The following is a 21112-nucleotide window of genomic DNA, read 5'->3' as shown; positions in this document are numbered from 1 at the left end:
AATTATGGCTCGTGCGGTCGGCATCGACCTCGGAACCACCAACTCGGTCGTTTCCGTTCTGGAAGGCGGCGAGCCCGTTGTGGTCGCCAACGCCGAGGGGTCGCGCACCACCCCGTCCGTCGTCGCATTCGCGAAGAACGGTGAGGTTCTGGTGGGCCAGCCCGCCAAGAACCAGGCGGTCACCAACGTCGACCGCACCATCCGTTCGGTCAAGCGCCACATCGGCACGGACTGGACCGTGGCCATCGACGACAAGAAGTACACGCCGCAGGAGATCAGCGCCCGCACGCTGATGAAGCTCAAGCGCGACGCCGAGGCCTACCTCGGTGAGGACATCACCGACGCGGTCATCACCGTCCCGGCGTACTTCAACGACGCACAGCGTCAGGCTACGAAGGAAGCCGGCACCATCGCCGGCCTCAACGTCCTGCGCATCGTCAACGAGCCCACCGCGGCTGCCCTCGCCTACGGCCTCGACAAGGGCGAGAAGGAGCAGACCATCCTGGTCTTCGACCTCGGTGGCGGCACCTTCGACGTCTCCCTCCTCGAGATCGGCGACGGCGTCGTCGAGGTCCGCGCGACCTCCGGCGACAACCACCTCGGTGGCGACGACTGGGACGAGCGCATCGTCAACTGGCTCGTCGACAAGTTCAAGGCGCAGCACGGCGTCGACCTGACCAAGGACAAGATGGCCCTGCAGCGTCTGCGTGAGGCTGCCGAGAAGGCCAAGATCGAGCTGTCGTCCTCGCAGTCGACCTCGATCAACCTGCCCTACATCACCGTCGACGCGGACAAGAACCCGCTGTTCCTCGACGAGCAGCTGTCCCGCTCGGAGTTCCAGAAGATCACCGGCGACCTCCTCGAGCGCACCCGCGCTCCGTTCCAGCAGGTCGTCAAGGACGCCGGCATCTCCGTCGGCGACATCGACCACGTCGTGCTGGTCGGCGGCTCGACCCGTATGCCCGCCGTCACCGATCTGGTGCGCGAGCTGACCGGTGGCCGCGAGCCCAACAAGGGTGTGAACCCCGACGAGGTCGTCGCCGTGGGTGCCGCTCTGCAGGCCGGTGTCCTCAAGGGCGAGGTCAAGGACGTGCTGCTGCTCGACGTCACCCCGCTGTCGCTGGGTATCGAGACCAAGGGCGGCGTGATGACCAAGCTCATCGAGCGCAACACCACGATCCCCACCAAGCGGTCGGAGACCTTCACCACCGCCGACGACAACCAGCCGTCGGTGCAGATCCAGGTCTTCCAGGGCGAGCGTGAGATCGCGGCGCACAACAAGCTGCTCGGCTCGTTCGAGCTCGGCGGCATCGCGCCGGCTCCGCGTGGTGTCCCGCAGATCGAGGTGACCTTCGACATCGACGCCAACGGCATCGTCCACGTCACCGCCCGCGACAAGGGCACCGGCAAGGAGAACACGATCAGGATCCAGGAGGGCTCCGGCCTCTCCCAGGAAGAGATCGACCGGATGGTCAAGGACGCCGAGGCACACGCCGAGGAGGACCGCAAGCGTCGCGAGGAGGCCGAGGTCCGCAACCAGGCCGAGTCGCTCGTGCACCAGACCGAGAAGTTCATCAAGGAGAACGAGGACAAGGTTCCGGCCGACGTCAAGGAGAAGGTCGAGGCTGCCATCAAGGAGGCCAACGACGCCCTCTCCGGCTCCGACATCAACGCGGTCAAGGCCGCCGTCGAGAAGCTCGCGACCGAGTCGCAGGCCCTCGGCCAGGCCATCTACGAGGCGCAGGGCGCCGAGGGTGCCGCTGCCGGTGACGGCGCGGCCGCAGGTGCCGACGACGTCGTCGACGCCGAGGTCGTCGACGAGCCGAGCGATTCGGAGAAGAAGTGAGTGCCGACAAGCCCGAGCAGGAACCGGTGACCGTCACCGACAAGCGACGGATCGACCCCGAGACCTTCGAGGTGCGCGACTCCACCGAGGAGCCGCGCGCCGAGGAGGGCGAGGTGATCGAGTCGGTTCCTGCGGAGGGTGACACCGAGAAGGCCGAGCAGACCGAAGGGCAGTCGCAGGAGGCGAAGGAACTCGCCGAGCGCACCGCCGACCTGCAGCGCGTGACCGCGGAGTACGCGAACTACCGTCGCCGCGCCGAGGCGCAGCGCACCGCGGTCGCGGAGGAGGCCAAGGCCTCCGTCGCGGCGAAGTTCCTCGACGTCCTCGACGACCTCGACCGGGCTCGCGCCCACGGCGACCTGGAGACGGGTCCGCTGAAGGCGTTGTCCGACAAGCTGACCGGCGTGTTCGACAGCCTCGGCCTCGTCGCGTTCGGCGAGGAAGGCGACACCTTCGATCCCGAACTGCACGAGGCGGTTCAGATGGAAGGCGACGGTCACCACCCGGTCCTCGGGACGGTGCTCCGCAAGGGTTACCGCTTCGGCGACCGCATCCTGCGGCACGCGATGGTGACGGTGACCGACGGCGATCCGGCGGACACGCCGGGCAACGCGCCGTCGGCGGAGCCGGGCACAGAGTAAGAACAAGAAAACGCGAGAGGAGGAGGCGCCCGGTGAGCCAGCGGGAGTGGATCGAGAAGGACTTCTACAAGGACCTGGGCGTCTCCCCCGACGCAACGCAGGACGAGATCAAGAAGGCCTACCGGAAACTGGCGCGGGACCTGCATCCCGATGCCAACCACGGTGACGAGAAGGCCGAAGAGCGCTTCAAGGCCGTCAGCGAGGCCAACGCCGTCCTGTCGGATCCTGCCAAGCGCAAGGAATACGACGAGACCCGGCGCATGTTCGCCTCCGGTGGTTTCCCCGGCGGCGGTGGCTTCCGACCCGGCGCCGGCGGTTTCACAGCTGGTACCGGAGCGACCTTCGACATCGGCGACCTGTTCGGCGGTGGCGGCGGCGACGGTGGTCTCGGCGACCTGTTCGGCGGTCTGTTCACCCGCGCCGGTGGCGGCACCGCTTCCACCGCCGGCCGTTCGCGTCCGCGCCGCGGGTCCGATGTCGAGACCGAGACGACGCTCGACTTCCGCGACGCCGTCCAGGGCGTCACGGTTCCCCTGCGGATGACCAGCCCGGCGCCGTGCACCACCTGCCACGGCAGCGGTGCCCAGCCGGGAACGAGCCCGCGGGTCTGCCCGAACTGCAACGGAAGCGGTGTGGTCTCCCGCAACCAGGGCGCGTTCGGATTCTCGGAACCCTGCGACGACTGCCGGGGCAGCGGATCGATCATCGACAACCCCTGCAGCGACTGCCGCGGTACCGGCGTGCAGAACCGCACCCGCACCATCACCGTGCGGGTTCCCGCAGGCATCAAGGACGGTTCGCGTATCCGCCTCGCCGGTCAGGGCGAGGCCGGTCTGCGCGGCGCCCCGTCCGGCGACCTGTTCGTGACGGTGCACGTGCGCCCCGACCGCGTGTTCGGTCGTGAGGGCGACGACCTGACCCTCGTGCTGCCCGTCAGCTACGGCGAACTCGTCCTCGGTGGCACCGTCTCGGTGCCGACCCTCGACGGCCGCGTCGGGCTGAAGATCCCGCCGGGAACGGCCGACGGCCGGGTCCTGCGGGTCCGCGGACGAGGCGTCCCCAAGCGCGGGGGCGGCGCCGGTGATCTTCTCGTCACGGTGAAGGTCGCGATCCCGCAGAATCTCGACGAGAAGGCGACGGAAGCGCTGCACAACTATCTTCGTGCAGAAGAGGCTAGCGGTTTCGATCCTCGAGAGGGATGGGCAGGTGCGTGATGAGCGAGACGAGAATGCCACGGGATCTGTCACCGGACCCCGATGCGCGCGTCTACGTCATCTCGGTGGCGGCAGAACTCGCCGGGATGCATGCGCAGACGCTGCGTAACTACGACCGGCTCGGACTCGTCACCCCGCACCGCACCAGCGGCGGCGGCCGCCGGTACTCGCCGCGCGACGTCGAACTGCTGCGCGAAGTGCAGCGCCTCTCCCAGGACGAAGGTGTCAACCTCGCCGGGATCAAACGGATCATAGAGCTGACCAACCAGGTCGAGGCGCTGCAGCAGCGCGTCGCCGAACTCCACGCCGAGGTCGCCCAGTTGCGTTCGACACGCGGCGATCTGGTGCCCATTCCGCGCAGCAACGCCCTCGTGGTGTGGAAGCCGCGCAACCGGCGGGACTGACCGCACCGCGGTCGAGCGCGACTGACCGCACCGCGGTCGAGCGCGCCCGAGCGGACAATTCCTCCCGTACAGCGAGATATTCGTGTCGCGACCCTCCGCAATCTGCCTAGTGTGGCGTGTTCCACACGAACGGTCGACGGAAGGCAACAGTCATGGCGGAGTGGGCGGAAGAATGCGACGTCCTCGTGGTCGGATCGGGAGCCGGAGGTGCCTGCGGTGCGTACACCGCCGCGCGCGAGGGACTCTCGGTGATCCTCGTCGAGGCGTCCGAGTACTTCGGCGGCACCACGGCGTACTCCGGGGGCGGGGGCGTCTGGTTTCCTACCAACGCGGTCCTGCAGCGTGCCGGTGACGACGACACCATCGAGGACGCGCTGACCTATTACCACGCGGTCGTCGGTGATCGAACGCCTCGTGAACTGCAGGAGGCCTACGTCCGCGGAGGTGCGCCGCTGATCGACTATCTCGAATCGGACGACGACCTCGAGTTCATGGTCTACCCGTGGCCCGACTACTTCGGCAAGGCTCCCAAGGCCCGGGCCGATGGCCGTCACATCGTCCCGTCGCCCCTGCCCATCGCCGGCGATCCCGAACTCAACGAGTCGATCCGCGGGCCGCTGGGCCGTGAACGCAACGGGGACCCGCTTCCCGACATGCTGATCGGCGGCCGTGCCCTCATCGGTCGCTTCCTCATCGCCATGCGCAAGTACCCGAACGTTCAGCTGTACCGGAACACTCCGCTCGAGGAACTGATCGTCGAAGACGGTGTGGTGGTGGGCGCGATCGTCGAGAACAACGGTGAGCGACGGACGATCCGCGCGCGCAAGGGCGTCGTCCTCGCCGCCGGCGGTTTCGATCAGAACGACGAGATGCGCAGCAAGTACGGCGTTCCGGGCGCCGCACGGGATTCCATGGGTCCGTGGTCGAATCTGGGCAAGGCACACCAGGCGGGTATCGCCGTGGGCGCCGATGTGGACCTGATGGGTGAGGCCTGGTGGTCGCCGGGTCTGACCCATCCGGACGGACGTTCGGCGTTCGCGCTGTGCTTCACCGGGGGCATCTTCGTCGACCAGGACGGTGCGCGGTTCACCAACGAGTACGCGCCCTACGACCGTCTGGGCCGCGACGTCATCGCCCGCATGGAGCGCGGCGAGATGACGTTGCCGTTCTGGATGATCTACGACGACCGGAGCGGTGAGGTCCCGCCAGTCGGGGCGACGAACGTGCCTCTCGTCGAGACCGAGAAGTACGTCGACGCGGGACTGTGGAAGACCGCCGACACCCTCGAGGAACTCGCCGAGCAGATCGGTGTGCCCGCCGAAGCCCTGAAGGCGACCGTTGCGCGGTGGAACGAGTTGGCCGTGAAGGGAGTCGACGAGGACTTCGGTCGCGGGGACGAACCTTACGATCTCGCCTTCACCGGCGGTGGTTCCGCGCTGGTCCCCATCGAACAGGGACCCTTCCACGCGGCGCAGTTCGGCATCTCCGACCTCGGCACCAAGGGCGGTCTGCGGACCGACACCGTCGGGCGCGTGCTCGACAGCGAGGGCGCTCCGATCCCCGGCCTGTACGCGGCGGGCAACACGATGGCCGCACCGAGCGGCACCGTCTACCCCGGCGGCGGTAATCCGATCGGCACGAGCGCGCTGTTCGCGCACCTGTCCGTGATGGACGCGGCCACCCGCTGACACACGAACGAACCGGGCCCGGGAGGATACGCAGGTATCCCTTCGGGCCCGGTTCGTCGTCTCAGGGCCGGGTGACGACGAAGTTCGCTGTCATGAACGGATATCCGTCCTCCACCATCGCCGCGACCGCGAAGCCGTGTCGGTTGACACCCTCGATGTGGGTGCCGTCGCCGTTCGCGACGCCGGTGCCGTAGTTGTTGGCCATGAGCGCCACGGTCGCGTCGCCGGGCATCGTGTAGTCGATCTGGATGCCGAACCCGCGCCGGTCGGCGCTGCTCGCCGAGACCGTCTCGGTGGAACGGGCCGGGACCACCGCGGCCGGCTCGTCCACCCATCTGCCGTAGGGGTTCTCGGTCGACGTGAGCACCATCGGTGCGTCGGTGTCGTTGCGGATCGTCACCGAGATGGTGGGCCCGTCGGTGGGAAGGGAATCGGCTGTCGCGGCGGCCGGTGCAGTGATCGCCGCTGCGGCGGTCAGCACTGCCGCTGCAACAGCGCGGGTGCGGTACTTCATCGTGCTCCTGGCGGTTGACGACTCGTGGTTCTCAGCCGTGCCTGGCCGGCCGCCAAAGTGTACCCGTCGGTAGCCCGATCCGCCGGTGTTCGGCGATCAGGCCGGGACGAGGTCGCTGACCTGCGCAACAAGCTCGAGCGAGCGCAGCCACGCGTCGCGTCCGGGAGCCGACGACACGACGATCAGCTCGTCGGCCTGCGCGCGCTCGGTGAACCGGTCGAGGTAGTCGCGCACCTCCTGCGGCGTGCCCACGGCGGTGTACCGGAGCATCTCGAGCACCTGCATGCCGGCGGGAGAGTCGAGCAGCATGTCGATCTCCTCCTCGCTGAACGTGCGCCCGCGTCCGACCATCTGGACGACCCGGGCCCGCTTGGTCGCCTCGAACAGCGACTGCGCTTCTTCGGTGGTGTCGGCGGCGATCACGCCGACACCCGCGATGACGTGCGGCTCCGGGTGGTCGGGGGAGGGCTGGAACTCGCGGCGGTACAGCCGCACCGCGTCCTCGAGGGCCTGCGGCGCGAAGTGCGACGCGAAGGCGTACGGAAGACCGAGCAGGGCAGCGAGTTTCGCGCCGAACAACGACGAGCCCAGGATGTACAGCGGAACGTCGGTGCCCTTACCGGGGATCGCGTCGACTCCCGGGATCCGCGACTCGCCCTTCAGGTAGGCCTGCAGTTCGAGGACGTCCTGCGGGAAGCTGTCGGCGGAGGTCGGGTCGCGGCGCAGCGCCCGCATGGTCTTCTGGTCGCTGCCGGGGGCGCGGCCGAGACCGAGGTCGATGCGACCGGGATGCAGGGTGGCGAGGGTGCCGAACTGTTCGGCGATGGTCAGCGGAGAGTGGTTCGGCAGCATGATGCCGCCGGCGCCGAGACGGATCGACGAGGTGTGCGCGGCGACGTGCGCGATGAGCACACTCGTCGCCGACGAGGCGATCGTCGGCATGTTGTGGTGTTCGGCGTACCAGATTCGCCGGTAACCCCACTGCTCGGCGAGCTGGGCCATCTTCACGCTGGCGTCGAAGCTCTCACGGGCGGTCTCACCCTTGCCGATGTGTGCGAGGTCGAGGATGGAGAGGGGAACGGTCACCGGTAATCCTTCGCGTCGGGGCCCGGTATCGGCCGCCGGGCACACCTTCGGAGCAACCTCGACCGGTGACCGTCTATTCCCTCACCCGTCGTTCCGCATCGCCGACGTTCGGTGTCACCGCCGTTCGAAACCGCCGTAGGTGCCCTGGAAGAACAGGAGCGGACCGCGGGAGTGCAGCGACGTCAGCCCCGTGACCCTGGCCAGCACGATCGTGTGGTCGCCGGCCTCGTACTCGGTCTCCACGGTCGCCTCGACCCGCGCAAGGGCTCCCTCGAGCGCCGGAGCGCCGTTGTCGCCCGGCTCCCACCGAACCCCGCGGAACTTGTTGCCGCCGCTCACCGCGAACGCGCCGCACAGGGTGCGCTGGCTCTCCGACAGGACGTTGACTGCCAGGGTGCCGACCTCGCGGATCTTGGGCCAGGTCGTCGACGTGCGGGCGGGACAGAACGAGATGAGCGGCGGGTCCAGCGAGACCGACACGAACGACTGGCATGCGAATCCCAGCGGTTCGTCGCCGTCGAGCGCGGTGATCACCGTGACACCCGTGCAGAAGTTGCCCATCACGTCGCGGATCCGCCGAGGATCCAGCACCGCGTGTTCCGCTGTCATCGAGAAGCTCCTATCGGTCGGTTCGTTCCAGTGTCCGTCACCTGTGGTGCGGCGTGCGAACCGTGTCCCGCCGATCGGTCAGCGAACACGCATGTCGCTCGGTGCCCAGACCGCCCGCATGCTGGTGATTCGTCCCTCGTCGTCGAACGTCATGACGTCGATGGGTTCGATCTCGTAGGTCTGCTCGCCCGCCTTCGTGACCACGCGGAAGTGGAAGGCCGCGGTCGATCCGGCGATCCGGAGCGTGAGCAGCTCGGTGGTGTTCTCGGTGGCCTCGACACCCTTGTAGAACTCGGTGATCGCTGCCCGGCCCACGCGAGGCTCGCTGCCGACGGGATCCTCGAGGGTGGCGTCGTCGGCGTAGAGGGCGGCGATGTCGGCGGCCACGCCCGCGGCCACGGCATCGAGATAGGCGTGCACGGTGGTGCGGATGCGCTGAGTGCGGGCGTCGGCTTCGGAAACGGTCATGTCAGCTCCTCTGACGGCATGGGCAAGGGTGGTTCGGCCGACGTTATTCGTGTCGTAGTCGATGTGGGGTCCTGCTCCCGCGCAGTGGGAGATTCGAGCCGCACGTCGTTCACCGGCATTGTTACGCTTTCGCAGTGTCAGAACATGGTGCCGATTCGTACCCCGCTCTTCCCGCCACGAGTTGGGCCGTCCTCGGCATGTTGTCGTTCGGCGAGGAACTCACCGGCAACGATCTGAAGAAATGGGCCGACTGGAGTATCGGCTTCTTCTACTGGAGTCCGTCCGTCAGTCAGGTCTATGCGGAACTGAAGAAGCTCGAGAAGCTCGGCTTCGTGCGTTCCCGCGCCGTGAGCGAGCCGGGGGCGCGAGGGCGCCGGGTCTACGCGATCACCGAATCCGGCATCGAGGCTGTGCGGACGTGGTCGCGTGAGGCCCCGGTGGAAATCCCGGTGCTCAAACACGGTGTCATGCTTCGGATGTACATGGGGCATCTCAACGATCCGGAGCAGTTGAAGGCGATCGTGCGGGATCACATCGTCAACCTCGAAGACAAGTTGCGTCGTGCCGGTGAGCATGCCGAGCACTCCGATCGGGAACCCGGCTGGGGGTTTTCGCAGATGAGTCTGCGATGGGCCGAGAGGTATTTCAAGGCCGAGATCGAGTTGTCGAATCTGCTGCTCGACGATATCGACCGAGCTGCAGAACAATTCGCGCGAAGTGAGATCGACGAGCTCGGTATGCCTCGTCCCCGGAACCCGGGCAGCTGGAGAGGTCTCTCGAACGGGGATCCGTCCGACGAAGCAGGTCCTGAACAGCAGTAACCGCGGTTCCGGGGCGAGAACGCTCGGTCAGACGTACTGATGCTCTCGGACGCTGGGTGCTGCGCGCAACGTGCGGCGATTCTGCAGGGTCGGGACGACGTGGTTGCGGTCGAGTTTGCGCCAGATGGCGGTGGACGCCATGCGGACGGGCGCGGTCAGTCGATGTTCGAAACGCAGATGGGGAAGGGGGCCGCACAGGGAGACCGCTGCAGCTGCGGAACCCACGGGACCGATGGGAACCGCGATACATCCGAATCCTGCCAGCGACTCCTCCTTTTCGAAGGCGATACCGTGCTCGCGGATGTGATCATATGTGTCACCAGGGGCGCCTTCGTATGCCAGGAGCGCCTTGCCGAGGGCGGTGCTGCGCGCAGGGCGGCGCCCTCCGATACGGGTAGGCACAGCGGTGGCGAGACGTCCGCCGATCTTCTCGAGATAGACGAGGTCGTCGCCGTCGAGGACGGCCAGGTGGACGACGAAGCCGGTCACACGATGGAGTTCCTGCAAGTGCGGTAGGGCGGTCGCGTGCAGTCTGTCCTGGTGGACGGCGAGCGAGCCGAGTTCCATCAGGCGTAGTCCGAGGGTGTAGTCGCGGCCTTCCCGGTGCAACCATCGCATCGACACCAGGCGTTCGAGCATGCGATGGGCGGACGAGCGGGGGAGGCCGGTCCGACGCACGATCTGGGCAAGAGTGAGCCGGCCCGCCCCGTCGAACGCATCGAGCACGAGTCCGACACGATCGAGAACTGCGCTGGGTGCCGTGTGGTCGGCTTCAGCCTGAATCGTCATAATTGCTCCTACAACCGCGGCGCACTGAGCGCGAGGACGTGGGTATTTCTATTAGGAATAGTGCCACATCCCGATGTGGTTGTGAAGCGGATCACGAAAGAGCGGCTCAGTCCGTCGTCCTCCGGAAGGCGTCGGCGTGCAGGGTCGTGAGAGCCTCGAGCTGCTCGCAGTAGTGGTCGACCGACCGGGCGGCCACACCGACTCCGATGATCGTCGCCCCCGCCGCTACGGCGCGATCGAGCTTCCTCCTCACCCCGTCCGGGTCGCCCAGCGGATCGAGTCCGGCAGCCGACAACACGACCTCGAATCCGGGCTGCGGCTGTCTCCTGCTCAACATGGCCTGCACGTCGTCGAACGACAGGCCGAAAGGAACCCAGCCATCGGCCAGCTCGCACGCTCGTCGCAAGGAGCGTGGTGTGCGCCCGCCGATCCACAGCGGCACCCGCGGTTGTACCGCGTGAGGTTCCACGACCATGTCGGAGAACTCGAAATATTCTCCGCGATAGGACGGTACGCGCTCGGAGAGCGCGGCACGAAGCGCAGCCAGGGAATCGTCCGCCCGTGCACCGCGGTCGGTGAACGGCACGTCGAGCAGATCGAACTCTTCCTGCAGCGTGCCGACGCCGAGTCCCAGGATCAGGCGACCCCCGCTGACCGCGTCGAGGGTGCCGTAACGCTTGGCGATCTCCAACGGGTGGTGATAGCCGAGAACCAGAACCTGCGTGGCGAGCCGGATTCGTTCGGTGCGTGCCGCCAGGTAGCCGAGTGTGGCCAACGGATCCCAGTACGTCCCGCCACGAACTTCGGCGACCGGCACCGGCACGGCGACATGCTCACTGCAGGTGAGGTGATGAAATCCCAGGCGGTCCGCGGTGATCGCGATCCGTGTCAGCTCGTCGATACCGGCGGTTGCCTCCCATTCGCTGGACGCGGCCGGCAGTCGCGTGACGATCGGGCTGGTGATTCCGATTCGGACCTTCGAGTCTCGGTTCGGCACAGGCGCCATGACACTCCTTCGCAACGTCGTCTCCCGGCAGTCTGCGGGTGGTGGGCACGTGAAGCACGAAGTGTCCCGGTCTACGGGAGATCCCGGGGCGCATTCCTCCGCCGTCGTCGACCTCGAACTCACCCGATACGGCGAGCCGCGTGGGCACCCGCGATGCGGCCGAACACGAACGCGTCGGCAATGTGGAAACCGCCGTCCTTGGCCCAACTGAACGTCGAGCTCACCGTGCCCGCGGCATAGAGTCCCTCGATGACTGTGCCGTCCGTGGCCAGAACGCGGGCGTGTTCGTCGCGACGCGGCCCGCCATTGGTCCACGCCAGCATCGGTCCGCTGCGGTAGGCGTAGAAGGGCGGTTCGAGAAGTGGTACCAGCGTGGCAGCGGAACGCCCGAAACGCTCGTCCACTCCCGCCGTGCATGCAGCGTTGTACGCCGAGACGCTTTCTGCGAGAGCATCGGCGGGCAATCCTGTCGCCGCAGCAAGCTCCTCCAGCGTGTCACCATGCCGGATCCAGCCCGCGTCGATCTCCGCCATGTTGTCGGCGCTCCACCGATAACCGTTCATCAGGACGTTCCATCCGACCGGCAGGACATCGGCAGACCCGCTGATCGGACCTGCCGACCTGGTCTTCTCGTCGAACACGACCCACATGGGGCGATGCGGATGCAGAACGTACTGTCCGTCGATCAACGCCTGTCCGTGCCCGGACGGAACGAACTCGTCCACGAACCGGTTACCTGTATCGTCGACCCAGATCACGCCGCGCGAATGGACGAACATCGCGAAGTAACCGTGGCGTGAGGTCGGGTCGGTGATGCCGTTGACCGCCATCATGTTGTCCATGTGCCACAGATCCGCCCCGACCTCCTGTGCCATACGAAGACCGTCACCGGTTGCGGCGGTGCTTCCCCACACCGGTACGTCGTCGAGTCCGAGATGGGTGCGCACCAGTTCGGGGTCGCCTTCGAAGCCGCCGGTGGCGAGCACGACGCCGCGCCTGGCGGTGATGCGTCCACCGCCGGCGGTGACGACGCCGGTCACGGAACCTGTCGCGGAGTCGGTCGTCAGACGTGTTGCGGGCGTTTCGTACCGCACATCGATTCCGCGATCGCGTAACGCCTTCTCCAGGACTGCGAAGAGCCGTCCGTGTCCCAGTATTCCTTCCACACAATGCAATCCGCCGTAGCAGTCACTTCCCGGCAGTTCCGGATATTCCGCTCCGGCCGAGTTGTAGTGACCGTGCGGTCCTACATCGACACCGAGAGAGGACACCCACGCGGACACATGACGGGTTCCGTGCGACCACGCCTCGACGACAGGTTCGGGAAGCGCCCGGTCACCGCACAGTGCGCGCAGATATACGGCGGCGCGTTCGGGATCGTCGTGGTGGAACCATCCGCCGCCCGATACTCGCGTATTCCCGCCGGCCTCCTCGGCTCCGGACTTCTCCAGTACGACCACCCGGGCGCCCGCATCGTGAGCGGCCAGTGCCGCGGCGCAGCCGGCGGCACCCATGCCGACGACCACCACGTCCACCTGCTCGACATCGGTCTGCGATTCGGGCTCTCGGGACATCGTCGCCTCCTGGGGCGTCTACGAGCGAGCCGAGTTGCACCGCTCGCGGAAAAGCTACGAGGCAGTTCTGGATTCGCGCACGTCCATCGTCTGCTCACCGGGAGAAAATCGAACGCGGGCGAGCTGAGCGAAACGTGCGGAGACCAAGGCGCCGACCTCCGTCATCGCCTCTCTGGCTCGTGCAAGTGCGTGGGTCTGCATGAAGAAGCCGTGCCCGACCCCTGGATACCGGATGACGGCCGTCGACACCCCCGCTTCCTGCAGGCGGCGCCCGTAATCCTCCACACCGTCCCGGAGGGGATCGGCGTAGCCACAGATCACCACGGCCGGAGGGAGCCCTCTCAGATCGGTCGCCAGCACCGGGGTTCCGTACTCGTCGTCCTCTGCCGGATCGTCGCCCAGATACAACGATTTCATCCAGTCGATGTCCTCGGACCTGAGGAACGGACTGTCGCCGAAGCGGCGCATCGACGGCCGGTCGCACCGCCGTTCGAGGCCGGGATAGACCAGCACCTGCTGAGCGATCCGAGGGCCGCCGTCGTTGCGGGCCCGGAGTGCTGTGGCCGCGGCCAATCCACCGCCGGCACTGTCTCCGCCGACTCCGATACGGTCCGAATCCAGGCCCAGATCGTGAGCGTTGTCGTGTGCCCATCGGAGCGCCGCGCAGGCTTCGTCGTGGGCCACGGGGTATCGGTGCTCGGGGGCGAGCCGGTAACCGACATTGATCACCACGGCCCGCGCGGATTCCGCGACCTCGCGCGCAAGACGGTCGAACGAATCGAGCGTGCCCATGATCATGCCTCCACCGTGGAACCAGACCAGTGCGGGCGCATCTCGATCGGGCGTCGAGTGAGGGCGGTAGATGCGCACGGGAACGGTGCCGTGGGGACCGGTGAAATCCCTGTTCTGCACGGAGCGCATGTCGGGGCCGGGGGGCCGGACGATCGACTCGAGTGAGTGGCGAGCTGCTTCGATCCCGGTGTCCTGCAAGGAACCGGCGCGGCGCGCGCGGATCGCCTCGACCAGCTTCCTCACGTCGGGATCGTAGACGTCGTCGTCGGGTGCGGGCTCGGTACCGTGAGCGGCAATCATGGTGTCGCTTCCTCCAGATCTCCGGTCGCCGGCGATCGGTGACCGTCGGGTGTGGACTGCTCTTCATCCTCATGGCCCGGCCCGTCCGATCGAAGGCGTCGTCCCACTGAGCGTGACGTATTTCGGTCGACCGCTGGCCGGGAGATCAGGTTCCGGACCCGTCGGCCCCGGCCCTAGCGTGGCCGCACGCACCACATCGAGGAGACCTGTATGTCATTGCACCCCGAAGTCGAGTCCATGTTGAAGGCCCTGGACGCGGGCTTTCCGGATGTCACCACGGTTCCGCCCCCGGAACTCCGTGACCTGATCCGCAGCCGCCGCGCGCCTCTTCAGCACCTGCCCGCGATGCGGGACGTGCACGACATCACGATCGACGGGCCGGGCGGAGATCTGGCGCTTCGGGTCTATCGCCCCGACCGTTCCGAGGCCGAGATCCCGGTCGTCGTCTTCGCCCACGGCGGTGGTTTCGTGTTCTGTGATCTCGACAGTCACGACGAGTTCTGTCGTTCGATGGCGGAGGGAGTCGGGGTCGTCGTCGTGTCCGTCGACTATCGACTCGCACCGGAGCATCGCGCGCCGGCAGCACACGAGGACATGTACGCGGCGCTCGAATGGGCGGCCGCCAACGTCACGGCGTACGGCGGAGATCCCACGCGCATCGTGCTCGCAGGTGACAGTGCCGGGGGAAATCTCGCCGCGTCCGTGGCCATCGCAGCGCGCGACGGCGGCGGGCCGGCAGTGTTCGGCCAAGCACTGTTCTATCCGGTCATCGACGACGATTTCGACACGGAGTCGTACCGGAAGTACGGGTCGGGGTACTACAACACCACCAAGGCGATGAAGTGGTACTGGGAGCAGTACGCGCCGGACGGCAGGGACGATCCTCGGGTGATCCCGACACGAACCGAATCGCTTGCAGGACTGCCGCAGGCTGTCGTGATCACTGCCGAACTCGATCCACCGTGCTCGTCCGGTGACGATTACGCGCAACGACTCGCGGGCGCGGGTGTGGACGTTCGGCATCGGCGATTCGAAGGACTCTTCCACGGTTTCCTGACGTTTCCGTCCCTGTCGTTGACAGAGCCGGCGCGGCAGGAGATCTGGAAGATGATGCGCTCGCTGTTCGAGTGAGTCGCTTCGGGCTTCGGTCGCAGCAAACTGTACGGCACGCTGTGACCGAAGCCGTCCCGGACCACGTCAGCGGCGGAAACGTGGCCCGGGAGGATATCCGATATCGTGTGCAGTACCGGTTACGATGCCGGGGTCAATACGAATACCGGTATGGTGCGGCCCGCTTTCTGTCGGTACTCCTCGTATGGCGGGAACGCCGCGACTGCGCGCTCCCACCATAATTCGCGCTCGTCACCTGTCGCCTCGTGCGCGATGTAATCACCGACCACCTCTCGGTCACGCAGTTCGACCAGCGGTTCGGCCTCGAGGTTGAAATACCACGCCGGGTGCTTCGGTAGTCCACCCTGGGACGCGACGACCGCGTAGACACCCTGATGTTCGACCCTCATCAGGGGAGTCTTCCGCAGTTTTCCCGACTTGCTTCCGACAGAAGTCAGAATCACCACAGGCAAGCCCTGTAGTTTGTACGCTTCCTCGTCGTGGCCCGCTTCGTACGCGGCCACGTGCCCGCTGATCCAATCACTGGGACTCGGTTCGTACTCACCGCGCAGCGGCATGTGTTCTCCTCTTCGTGCTCGGTCTTCTATCCGTGTGTCAGGCCGATCCAAGGTGCCGACGACGCCGTCCCTATGCAATGGTGACGCCGTCGACGGCGCAGAAGGTATGGCAGACCCGTTCGCGGACAATCACTTCTGGGCACTCCGGGTCGAACCAGCGGTCGACGATACTCCAGTGAACCGGATGATTCAGGTACTGGCCCATGAGGGCGTCATGATCGGTGAACTCCTGCTCCCATACGTGGGTCCATCCGGTACGGCCGATCGTGTCGGTAACGGGGCTCAACCGCCACGCGACGATCGACGGGATGTAGCGGGGCATCTTCAGCAGGTCGGTTTCGAACTGCTCCACGGTTTCGGCGGGCGTGTCGGGATCTACTCGGACGAGCAGCACCCGGTAGATCGACCGCGGTTCGTCGGGGCGTGTCTGCGCTGGAGCGGTGGAGTAGCCCACCCCGTCCACGTATGCGGCGATCGGGGTACGGAGCTCGGCGTCGAGGCGGGAAGCATGTCGAGCGGCGACGTCTGCGGAGGGAAAACGTAGGTGGATCAGGACATCGCCGCCGTTGATCACGCCGGGCAGGGTGGGGGCGACGAAGTATCCCTCGGAGTCGGTTTCCTTGACGGCGATTCGCGCGGCTTCGATGTACTCGGAGCGCGCCGAAGCAGATGCGGATTCGTCGAAATGTACAACTCGGATCACGTTATACATCGGCAAGCCTTTCGACGTCGCCGGCCTCGGCTGCCATCGTCCGTGACCGTTCGATTACGTACTCGTTCATCGCCGTCCACCAACGCCCCAGTTCGGGGTCCCGGCGCCCCTGACGGGTCATGTTCCACCACGACTCCACACCGTCGACCGACCACGTGATGGTGACGACGTTGGTTTCGTCGTCGGACCAGATCGGTGGACTGACGAGAATTCGGTCGAGAGTCATTCCTCGCTCACGTCCTCCGGGTGCATATTCGTCGATGTACCTGTCGATGAACGTACGAGCACATCCGGGCTTCGTGACCACCCGATCGACCACGAAGATCTTCTCGTCTGCCATACCCGAAACCCTACGATCGACACATCGAACCGACACCTGAGCATCCCGCTTCGCGGGATGGTTTTTCTGATAGAAACAGGCAGGCCCACACGGGTTGTCGTGTGGACCTGCCTGCGGGCCGGGAGTCGTGACGGTCTCTGCTCGCGAGATTCGGAAAAGTGGTGATCAGGCCTGAACGGATGACATGCCGACTTCGTCCCCGGCATCCACGGTGGTGCCGGTCTCCTGCTTCGGACGGCCGATGAACAGACAGATCGCGGCCACGATCAGCGAGCACAGAACGAACCATCCGACCGCCAGGTTCAGCGATGCCGATGTCGGCATGGTCGTCTCCGGCACGGTCCAGATCGAGAGCATGACCGAGACGACGGCGACGCTGATAGCTGAGAATGCCTGGCGTGCCGTGGCCAGCACCCCGGTGGTGACGCTGGTGACGTCTTCCGGAACGGACTCGATGACGATCTTCGGGTAACCGGTGTAAGCGAAAACTGTTGCGACGGCCGCAATGACGAAGACCGCGATCATGACCGCCAGCGACTTGTGTCCGACGAGGATCAGGAGATTGGCCAGGGCGAAGAGGGCGGCGCCGAGGAAGAACGCGGACCGGCCTCCCCACCGTCCTGCGATCATCCCGGCTACCGGCGAGGCAGCGAATCCGACGATGGCGCCGATACCGCCGATGAGACCTGCCACGGTTGCCGACATGCCCAGTCCGACCGGCAGGGTAGTCGGAGCCTGAAGGATCATCGGAGTCACGATCTGAACGGCTCCGACAGGGCCGAGAGCCAAGACCGCAACAGCGATCAGATTGAGACTCATCCGCTTGGTTGCGAGTGCTCGGAGGTTGACGAGTGGTTCTTCCAGACGCAATTCCCACACGGTCCACACACTCAGGACGGCAAGGCCCACGACGATGAGAGCGAGGACACCGAAGCTGGTCCAGCCCCACGTCGGCCCCTGCGTGATGCCGTAGAGGAGTGCGACCAGGCCCGGAGTCAACAGTGCAGCGCCCAGGTAGTCGAACCGGGGGAGCTGCGTGCGTGTGTGGGTGCCGGGCAGGGCGAACGCCGCGACCACGGAGGCGACGACAGCGAGTACGGCGGCGAAGACGAAGATCATGTGCCAGTCGGCCACATCGAGCAGCACGCCCGCGACGAAGTAGCCACCCGAACCGGCGAGAAGCGCCGCGCCGCTGATATATCCCACAGCGAGAGAGATCTTGCTCGGTGGAAGTGCTTCTCGTGCAAGCCCATAGCAGAGCGGCAGGATCGCGCCGGCGGCGCCCTGTACACCTCGACCCACGATGATCGCACCCATCGAATCGCCGAAGACGCTGATCACGGACCCCAGCGTCGACACCATCATCGCAATGATCAGGACCTTCTTGCGGCCGTACATATCGCCGAGGCGGCCGCCCACCAGTGCCGTCGTAGCAGCCACGAGCATGTAGGCGGTCACCGCCCATCCTGTGGTCGACGCCGGCGCATCGAAGATCTCCCCGAACCGTGGGAGGGCGATGAAGATCATCCCGGCCTCGAAGGCGCTCACACATTCCGCCAGGACCAGGGCGGCGATGATGAAGGTCGTCGACCTGGCCACCGCTGCACGATCGACGTCGCTACCGGACGGCGGGGTTGAAGGATTGGGCATCCTTTTGTCCTCCTGAGACGAAACGAGGGTGGTTTCACCGCCCACTGCGGCGAAACCTTCGTTCTCCATCGGCTCATGCCGATCGAACCGATTCGGGACGAGTGTCGGCCGTCACCATCGTGCGTGCCTCGCTCACCGACCACTGAGCGGGACAATCCATCCCTTTCCGTGCGGGAGGAGTGGGACGGTGCGGCCGAGTGCCCTTCCGCTACTTCGAGGAGAACGTGATGTCCGACGTTTCCGTGCGTCCCGTACCCGAATCGGAGATCCCCACGTGGGATCTCTCCGCAGACGTCGTTGTCGCCGGATACGGAATAGCCGGTGTCACTGCTGCCGTCGAAGCTGCGCGTGCCGGTGCCGACGTACTCGTGCTCGAGCGATCCGGTGGCTGGGGCGGCGCCGCCTCCATGGCAGGCGGATTCATCTACCTCGGCGGCGGTACACCGTTGCAGAAGGCGTGTGGATTCGACGACACGGTCGAGAACATGAAGGCCTTCATGAAAGCTGCGCTGGGCCCGGCCACGGACGACGCGAAGATCGACGCATACTGCGAAGGAAGCGTCGACCACTACAACTGGCTGGTGGAGGCCGGAGTGCCTTTCAAGGAGGAGTTCTGGGGCGAACCCGGCTGGGAACCTGCGCACGACGAAGGACTCATGTATTCGGGAGGGGAGAACGCAGCGCCCTTCAAGGACATGATTCCTCCGGCGCCGCGTGGACATCTACCGCAGATGGACAACAAGAAGACCGGTGAACGCGGCGGCGGGTACATGTTGATGAAGCCGCTCGTCGAGACGGCCGAAAAGCTGGGTGTGAAAGCAGAATACGACGTCCGCGTCCAGACGGTGGTCGTGAACGGCGACGGCCGGGTCGTGGGTGTGGTCGCGCGCAGGTACGGCGAGACGCTCACTGTCCGGGCCCGTCGTGGTGTCGTACTCGCGATGGGGAGTTTCGCATTCGACGAGGAGATGGTGCGTGACTATGCACCGGTACTCGTCGGGCGCCCCGGCTCCGCTGTCGAGGCCCACGACGGTAGAGCTATCCGCATCGGACAGGCGCTGGGTGCCGCGACGGCCCACATGGACGCGGCCGAGGTCGCCGTTCATACCTCGCCTCAGCTCATGGTTCGGGGAATCCTGGTCAACGCACATGGTCAACGGTTCATCGCCGAAGATACCTATCCTGGCCGTATCGGTCAGGCGATGCTGTTCCACCAGAACAACGAAGCCTTCCTGATCCTGGACCAACACGCGTACGACGAAGTGCTGGGACCGGGATCTGCGGGTCCACAACCGACGTGGGTGTGCGAAACCGCCGCAGAACTCGAGACCGAGATGGGGCTGCCCGCCGGGGCGCTCACCTCCACGGTGACGGTCTACAACACGCATGCCGAGAGCGGCGCGGACCCGCTGTTCTCCAAGCACGAGAAATGGGTGCGGCCCATCGGGACACCGATCGCAGCATTCGACCTGCGGGGTATGACGAGCGGGTTCCCCCTGGGTGGACTGAAGACCGACACGGACTCGCGCGTGCTGCATGTTTCGGGCGAGCCGATCGCAGGGCTCTTCGCAGCGGGACGGTGCACGGCCGGGGTCTGCGCGGGTGGCTACGCCAGTGGTGCGAGCCTCGGAGACGGCAGCTTCTTCGGCCGGCGCGCGGGAATCGGTGCCGCTCGTGGGTAATCCGGTCCAGGATGGATGCCGCTCATCGACGAAAGAGACCGCCGACCGGGACATGACCTTCTCGGCTCGTTGTGCCGTGGCTACCGTCCGGTCGAACTGCTGATTCAGCTGCGCGAGCGATACGGGAACGACCGACTACGAGGATTTCATTCGCGTCGACCTGCGCGGTGCGGACGCTGTGATGGCGTTGAAGGACGACCATCGCAACAACAGCCCGTACCCGTTGCGTCATTTCGGCACGAACGTGTTCCTCACGGGAAGCGACCACGGGAGCGCGTCGTTCACGTCGTATCTCTTCGTCACCAAGATCGTCGACGGCAGGCCGCACAATGTCTCGAACGGTGTCGTTCGCGGCTCTGTCCGGTCTGTCGAAGGTGCCCTTGCGTTCAGCAGCGTGCAGGTCGTACTCGACACGCAGGAGTCCGTCCGTTTCGCCGACCACGTGGGTGCAGCCCAGGCCACGCCCTGATATCCCGGGGCCACCCCACCGACGGGTCCGAAACGTTGCTTCCGCGAAACGAGCTGATCGACATGTCATTGTCCCCGCATGCCCGGAAGGTCGTCGATGCCTCGGCCGAACGTATGGGATGGCCGATGCACGAGATACCCGTGCCCGAACTACGAGCTTCGTTGGCGGCCGGCGCCGCCCCCGGCATCACGCCGATCCACCACCGAGAAGATCTCGTCGTCCCCTCCTCGGCCGGAGGAGTGCCGATACGGATCTACCGGCCGTCGGACGGCGAAGGTCTGCCGCTGATCCAATGGATGCACAGCGGGGGCTTCACCGTCGGTGGCCTCGATCAGAACGAGGAGTACCTGCGCAAGCTCAGCAACGCCACGGGTGCCGTCGTCGTCTCGGTCGACTACCGCCTGGCGCCGGACACGAGACGGTGCTGCTCTCGCCGGCCGACTGCCATCGCTTCTGGGATCTGTGCGTGCCGGATACGGCCGAACGTGATTCGGCGTACGTCAACCCCGCTCTCGCTGCCGATTTGAGCGGACTGCCACCGGCTTTCGTTGCCACCGCCGAGGTCGACCCGACTCGCGACGGAACCGAGGATTATGCCCGGCGCATGCAGGCGTGTGGTGTCGACGTAGAACTACGTCGTTATGACGGCGTCATGCACGGCTTCGCCACGATGACCATCGCGCTCCGGGCGGCACAGGAATTGTTCGAGCACATGGTCGACTATCTCGGGCGCATCTCGGCGCCGGAATGCTCACCGGAACGGGCTACCCATTGAACAAGCCGACCCACTGCCATGCGATAGCCCGGATTTCGACTGCT

General features: G+C 66.0%; 23 protein-coding genes. 11 read left to right on the top strand and 12 right to left on the bottom strand.

Translation table 11 applies throughout. The features are described from left to right. Nucleotides 1–4: 4 nt before the first annotated feature. The 5 genes from dnaK (at nucleotide 5) to ACWPOC_RS22295 (ending at nucleotide 5793) form a co-directional block, all read left to right on the top strand. Complete coding sequence (gene dnaK / locus ACWPOC_RS22315) at nucleotides 5–1846, top strand: molecular chaperone DnaK (protein WP_120280253.1); 1842 nt, start codon at nucleotides 5–7, stop codon at nucleotides 1844–1846. After that, nucleotides 1843–2487 carry a nucleotide exchange factor GrpE gene (gene grpE / locus ACWPOC_RS22310; protein WP_120280252.1) on the top strand — a complete coding sequence of 215 codons (645 nt, stop codon included), beginning with the start codon at nucleotides 1843–1845 and terminating at the stop codon, nucleotides 2485–2487. The genes dnaK and grpE overlap by 4 nt, the downstream gene beginning before the upstream one ends. Nucleotides 2488–2519: 32 nt before the next feature. Then, a complete protein-coding gene (gene dnaJ / locus ACWPOC_RS22305; RefSeq protein WP_120280251.1) occupies nucleotides 2520–3701 on the top strand; it encodes a molecular chaperone DnaJ in 1182 nt (393 codons plus the stop codon). Further along, complete coding sequence (locus tag ACWPOC_RS22300; RefSeq protein WP_088898854.1) at nucleotides 3701–4105, top strand: heat shock protein transcriptional repressor HspR; 405 nt, start codon at nucleotides 3701–3703, stop codon at nucleotides 4103–4105. The genes dnaJ and ACWPOC_RS22300 overlap by 1 nt, the downstream gene beginning before the upstream one ends. A gap of 152 nt (nucleotides 4106–4257) precedes the next feature. Further along, nucleotides 4258–5793, top strand: a complete 1536-nt coding sequence (locus ACWPOC_RS22295) for an FAD-binding protein (protein ID WP_455409347.1) — start codon at nucleotides 4258–4260, stop codon at nucleotides 5791–5793. Between the two features lie 61 nt (nucleotides 5794–5854). Here the strand turns inward: ACWPOC_RS22295 and ACWPOC_RS22290 are convergent, their stop codons facing one another. From ACWPOC_RS22290 to ACWPOC_RS22275, 4 genes are all read right to left on the bottom strand, one after another. Then, nucleotides 5855–6307: a hypothetical protein gene (locus ACWPOC_RS22290; protein WP_159417596.1), complete on the bottom strand. Its 453-nt coding sequence runs from the start codon at nucleotides 6305–6307 to the stop codon at nucleotides 5855–5857. Between the two features lie 96 nt (nucleotides 6308–6403). Beyond that, a complete protein-coding gene (locus ACWPOC_RS22285) occupies nucleotides 6404–7393 on the bottom strand; it encodes an LLM class flavin-dependent oxidoreductase (RefSeq protein WP_159417597.1) in 990 nt (329 codons plus the stop codon). 114 nt (nucleotides 7394–7507) lie between these two features. Then, nucleotides 7508–8002 (bottom strand): flavin reductase family protein, encoded by a 495-nt coding sequence (locus ACWPOC_RS22280; protein WP_016695963.1) that lies wholly within the window; start codon nucleotides 8000–8002, stop codon nucleotides 7508–7510. 78 nt (nucleotides 8003–8080) lie between these two features. Continuing rightward, a complete protein-coding gene (locus ACWPOC_RS22275; protein WP_120280247.1) occupies nucleotides 8081–8470 on the bottom strand; it encodes a nuclear transport factor 2 family protein in 390 nt (129 codons plus the stop codon). A 197-nt stretch (nucleotides 8471–8667) separates the two neighbouring features. On the opposite strand from ACWPOC_RS22275, the gene ACWPOC_RS22270 reads away from it, so the two are divergent. Beyond that, the gene (locus ACWPOC_RS22270; protein WP_120280246.1) at nucleotides 8668–9291 is read left to right on the top strand and encodes a PadR family transcriptional regulator; all 624 of its coding nucleotides are present in this window, start codon (nucleotides 8668–8670) and stop codon (nucleotides 9289–9291) included. A gap of 27 nt (nucleotides 9292–9318) precedes the next feature. On the opposite strand, the gene ACWPOC_RS22265 is transcribed toward ACWPOC_RS22270, so the two are convergent. From ACWPOC_RS22265 to ACWPOC_RS22250, 4 genes are all read right to left on the bottom strand, one after another. Next, nucleotides 9319–10080, bottom strand: coding sequence for an IclR family transcriptional regulator (locus ACWPOC_RS22265; protein WP_120280245.1), 762 nt, complete (start codon nucleotides 10078–10080; stop codon nucleotides 9319–9321). 106 nt (nucleotides 10081–10186) lie between these two features. Further along, nucleotides 10187–11086 (bottom strand): LLM class F420-dependent oxidoreductase, encoded by a 900-nt coding sequence (locus ACWPOC_RS22260; RefSeq protein WP_120280244.1) that lies wholly within the window; start codon nucleotides 11084–11086, stop codon nucleotides 10187–10189. Nucleotides 11087–11205: 119 nt separating this feature from the next. Continuing rightward, on the bottom strand, nucleotides 11206–12660 hold the full coding sequence (locus ACWPOC_RS22255) for an FAD-dependent oxidoreductase (protein ID WP_120280243.1): 1455 nt from the start codon (nucleotides 12658–12660) through the stop codon (nucleotides 11206–11208). A 54-nt stretch (nucleotides 12661–12714) separates the two neighbouring features. Beyond that, entirely contained in the window at nucleotides 12715–13752 is a 1038-nt protein-coding gene (locus ACWPOC_RS22250) for an alpha/beta hydrolase (protein WP_120280242.1), read from the bottom strand. Nucleotides 13753–13962: 210 nt separating this feature from the next. Between ACWPOC_RS22250 and ACWPOC_RS22245 the strand changes: the two genes are divergently transcribed. Further along, complete coding sequence (locus ACWPOC_RS22245) at nucleotides 13963–14883, top strand: alpha/beta hydrolase (RefSeq protein ID WP_229579539.1); 921 nt, start codon at nucleotides 13963–13965, stop codon at nucleotides 14881–14883. Between the two features lie 119 nt (nucleotides 14884–15002). On the opposite strand, the gene ACWPOC_RS22240 is transcribed toward ACWPOC_RS22245, so the two are convergent. From ACWPOC_RS22240 to ACWPOC_RS22225, 4 genes are all read right to left on the bottom strand, one after another. Next, nucleotides 15003–15440, bottom strand: a complete 438-nt coding sequence (locus tag ACWPOC_RS22240; protein WP_120280240.1) for a nitroreductase family deazaflavin-dependent oxidoreductase — start codon at nucleotides 15438–15440, stop codon at nucleotides 15003–15005. A gap of 70 nt (nucleotides 15441–15510) precedes the next feature. After that, on the bottom strand, nucleotides 15511–16152 hold the full coding sequence (locus ACWPOC_RS22235) for a Dabb family protein (protein WP_229579538.1): 642 nt from the start codon (nucleotides 16150–16152) through the stop codon (nucleotides 15511–15513). Further along, nucleotides 16145–16492 (bottom strand): hypothetical protein, encoded by a 348-nt coding sequence (locus tag ACWPOC_RS22230; protein WP_120280238.1) that lies wholly within the window; start codon nucleotides 16490–16492, stop codon nucleotides 16145–16147. The genes ACWPOC_RS22235 and ACWPOC_RS22230 overlap by 8 nt, the downstream gene beginning before the upstream one ends. A 165-nt stretch (nucleotides 16493–16657) precedes the next feature. Beyond that, on the bottom strand, nucleotides 16658–18142 hold the full coding sequence (locus tag ACWPOC_RS22225; protein ID WP_229579537.1) for an MFS transporter: 1485 nt from the start codon (nucleotides 18140–18142) through the stop codon (nucleotides 16658–16660). Between the two features lie 227 nt (nucleotides 18143–18369). Between ACWPOC_RS22225 and ACWPOC_RS22220 the strand changes: the two genes are divergently transcribed. The 4 genes from ACWPOC_RS22220 (at nucleotide 18370) to ACWPOC_RS22205 (ending at nucleotide 21068) form a co-directional block, all read left to right on the top strand. Beyond that, nucleotides 18370–19824, top strand: coding sequence for an FAD-dependent oxidoreductase (locus ACWPOC_RS22220; protein WP_120283649.1), 1455 nt, complete (start codon nucleotides 18370–18372; stop codon nucleotides 19822–19824). Between the two features lie 181 nt (nucleotides 19825–20005). Then, on the top strand, nucleotides 20006–20293 hold the full coding sequence (locus ACWPOC_RS22215) for a hypothetical protein (RefSeq protein ID WP_183070561.1): 288 nt from the start codon (nucleotides 20006–20008) through the stop codon (nucleotides 20291–20293). A gap of 62 nt (nucleotides 20294–20355) precedes the next feature. Further along, nucleotides 20356–20820 (top strand): alpha/beta hydrolase fold domain-containing protein, encoded by a 465-nt coding sequence (locus ACWPOC_RS22210; protein ID WP_455409346.1) that lies wholly within the window; start codon nucleotides 20356–20358, stop codon nucleotides 20818–20820. Beyond that, the gene (locus ACWPOC_RS22205) at nucleotides 20715–21068 is read left to right on the top strand and encodes an alpha/beta hydrolase fold domain-containing protein (protein WP_455409345.1); all 354 of its coding nucleotides are present in this window, start codon (nucleotides 20715–20717) and stop codon (nucleotides 21066–21068) included. Before ACWPOC_RS22210 ends, ACWPOC_RS22205 begins: the two co-directional genes overlap by 106 nt. Nucleotides 21069–21112 lie beyond the last annotated feature (44 nt).

Source organism: Rhodococcus sp. 5G237, assembly GCF_053764735.1.
The sequence above is the reverse complement of the archived record's forward strand: the minus strand, read 5'-3'. Positions and strand labels throughout refer to the sequence as shown.

Coding starts and splice junctions, on each gene's coding strand:
- ACWPOC_RS22240 (WP_120280240.1), bottom strand. CDS start 15,440: ATGCCGCTGCGCGGTGAGTACGAACCGAGTCCCAGTGATTGGATCAGC.
- ACWPOC_RS22210 (WP_455409346.1), top strand. CDS start 20,356: ATGTCATTGTCCCCGCATGCCCGGAAGGTCGTCGATGCCTCGGCCGAA.
- ACWPOC_RS22270 (WP_120280246.1), top strand. CDS start 8,668: ATGTTGTCGTTCGGCGAGGAACTCACCGGCAACGATCTGAAGAAATGG.
- ACWPOC_RS22280 (WP_016695963.1), bottom strand. CDS start 8,002: ATGACAGCGGAACACGCGGTGCTGGATCCTCGGCGGATCCGCGACGTG.
- ACWPOC_RS22300 (WP_088898854.1), top strand. CDS start 3,701: ATGAGCGAGACGAGAATGCCACGGGATCTGTCACCGGACCCCGATGCG.
- ACWPOC_RS22260 (WP_120280244.1), bottom strand. CDS start 11,086: ATGGCGCCTGTGCCGAACCGAGACTCGAAGGTCCGAATCGGAATCACC.
- ACWPOC_RS22275 (WP_120280247.1), bottom strand. CDS start 8,470: ATGACCGTTTCCGAAGCCGACGCCCGCACTCAGCGCATCCGCACCACC.
- ACWPOC_RS22250 (WP_120280242.1), bottom strand. CDS start 13,752: ATGATTGCCGCTCACGGTACCGAGCCCGCACCCGACGACGACGTCTAC.
- ACWPOC_RS22235 (WP_229579538.1), bottom strand. CDS start 16,152: ATGTATAACGTGATCCGAGTTGTACATTTCGACGAATCCGCATCTGCT.
- ACWPOC_RS22220 (WP_120283649.1), top strand. CDS start 18,370: ATGTCCGACGTTTCCGTGCGTCCCGTACCCGAATCGGAGATCCCCACG.
- ACWPOC_RS22245 (WP_229579539.1), top strand. CDS start 13,963: ATGTCATTGCACCCCGAAGTCGAGTCCATGTTGAAGGCCCTGGACGCG.
- ACWPOC_RS22295 (WP_455409347.1), top strand. CDS start 4,258: ATGGCGGAGTGGGCGGAAGAATGCGACGTCCTCGTGGTCGGATCGGGA.
- ACWPOC_RS22215 (WP_183070561.1), top strand. CDS start 20,006: ATGGCGTTGAAGGACGACCATCGCAACAACAGCCCGTACCCGTTGCGT.
- ACWPOC_RS22265 (WP_120280245.1), bottom strand. CDS start 10,080: ATGACGATTCAGGCTGAAGCCGACCACACGGCACCCAGCGCAGTTCTC.
- dnaK (WP_120280253.1), top strand. CDS start 5: ATGGCTCGTGCGGTCGGCATCGACCTCGGAACCACCAACTCGGTCGTT.
- ACWPOC_RS22290 (WP_159417596.1), bottom strand. CDS start 6,307: ATGAAGTACCGCACCCGCGCTGTTGCAGCGGCAGTGCTGACCGCCGCA.
- ACWPOC_RS22225 (WP_229579537.1), bottom strand. CDS start 18,142: ATGCCCAATCCTTCAACCCCGCCGTCCGGTAGCGACGTCGATCGTGCA.
- ACWPOC_RS22230 (WP_120280238.1), bottom strand. CDS start 16,492: ATGGCAGACGAGAAGATCTTCGTGGTCGATCGGGTGGTCACGAAGCCC.
- ACWPOC_RS22255 (WP_120280243.1), bottom strand. CDS start 12,660: ATGTCCCGAGAGCCCGAATCGCAGACCGATGTCGAGCAGGTGGACGTG.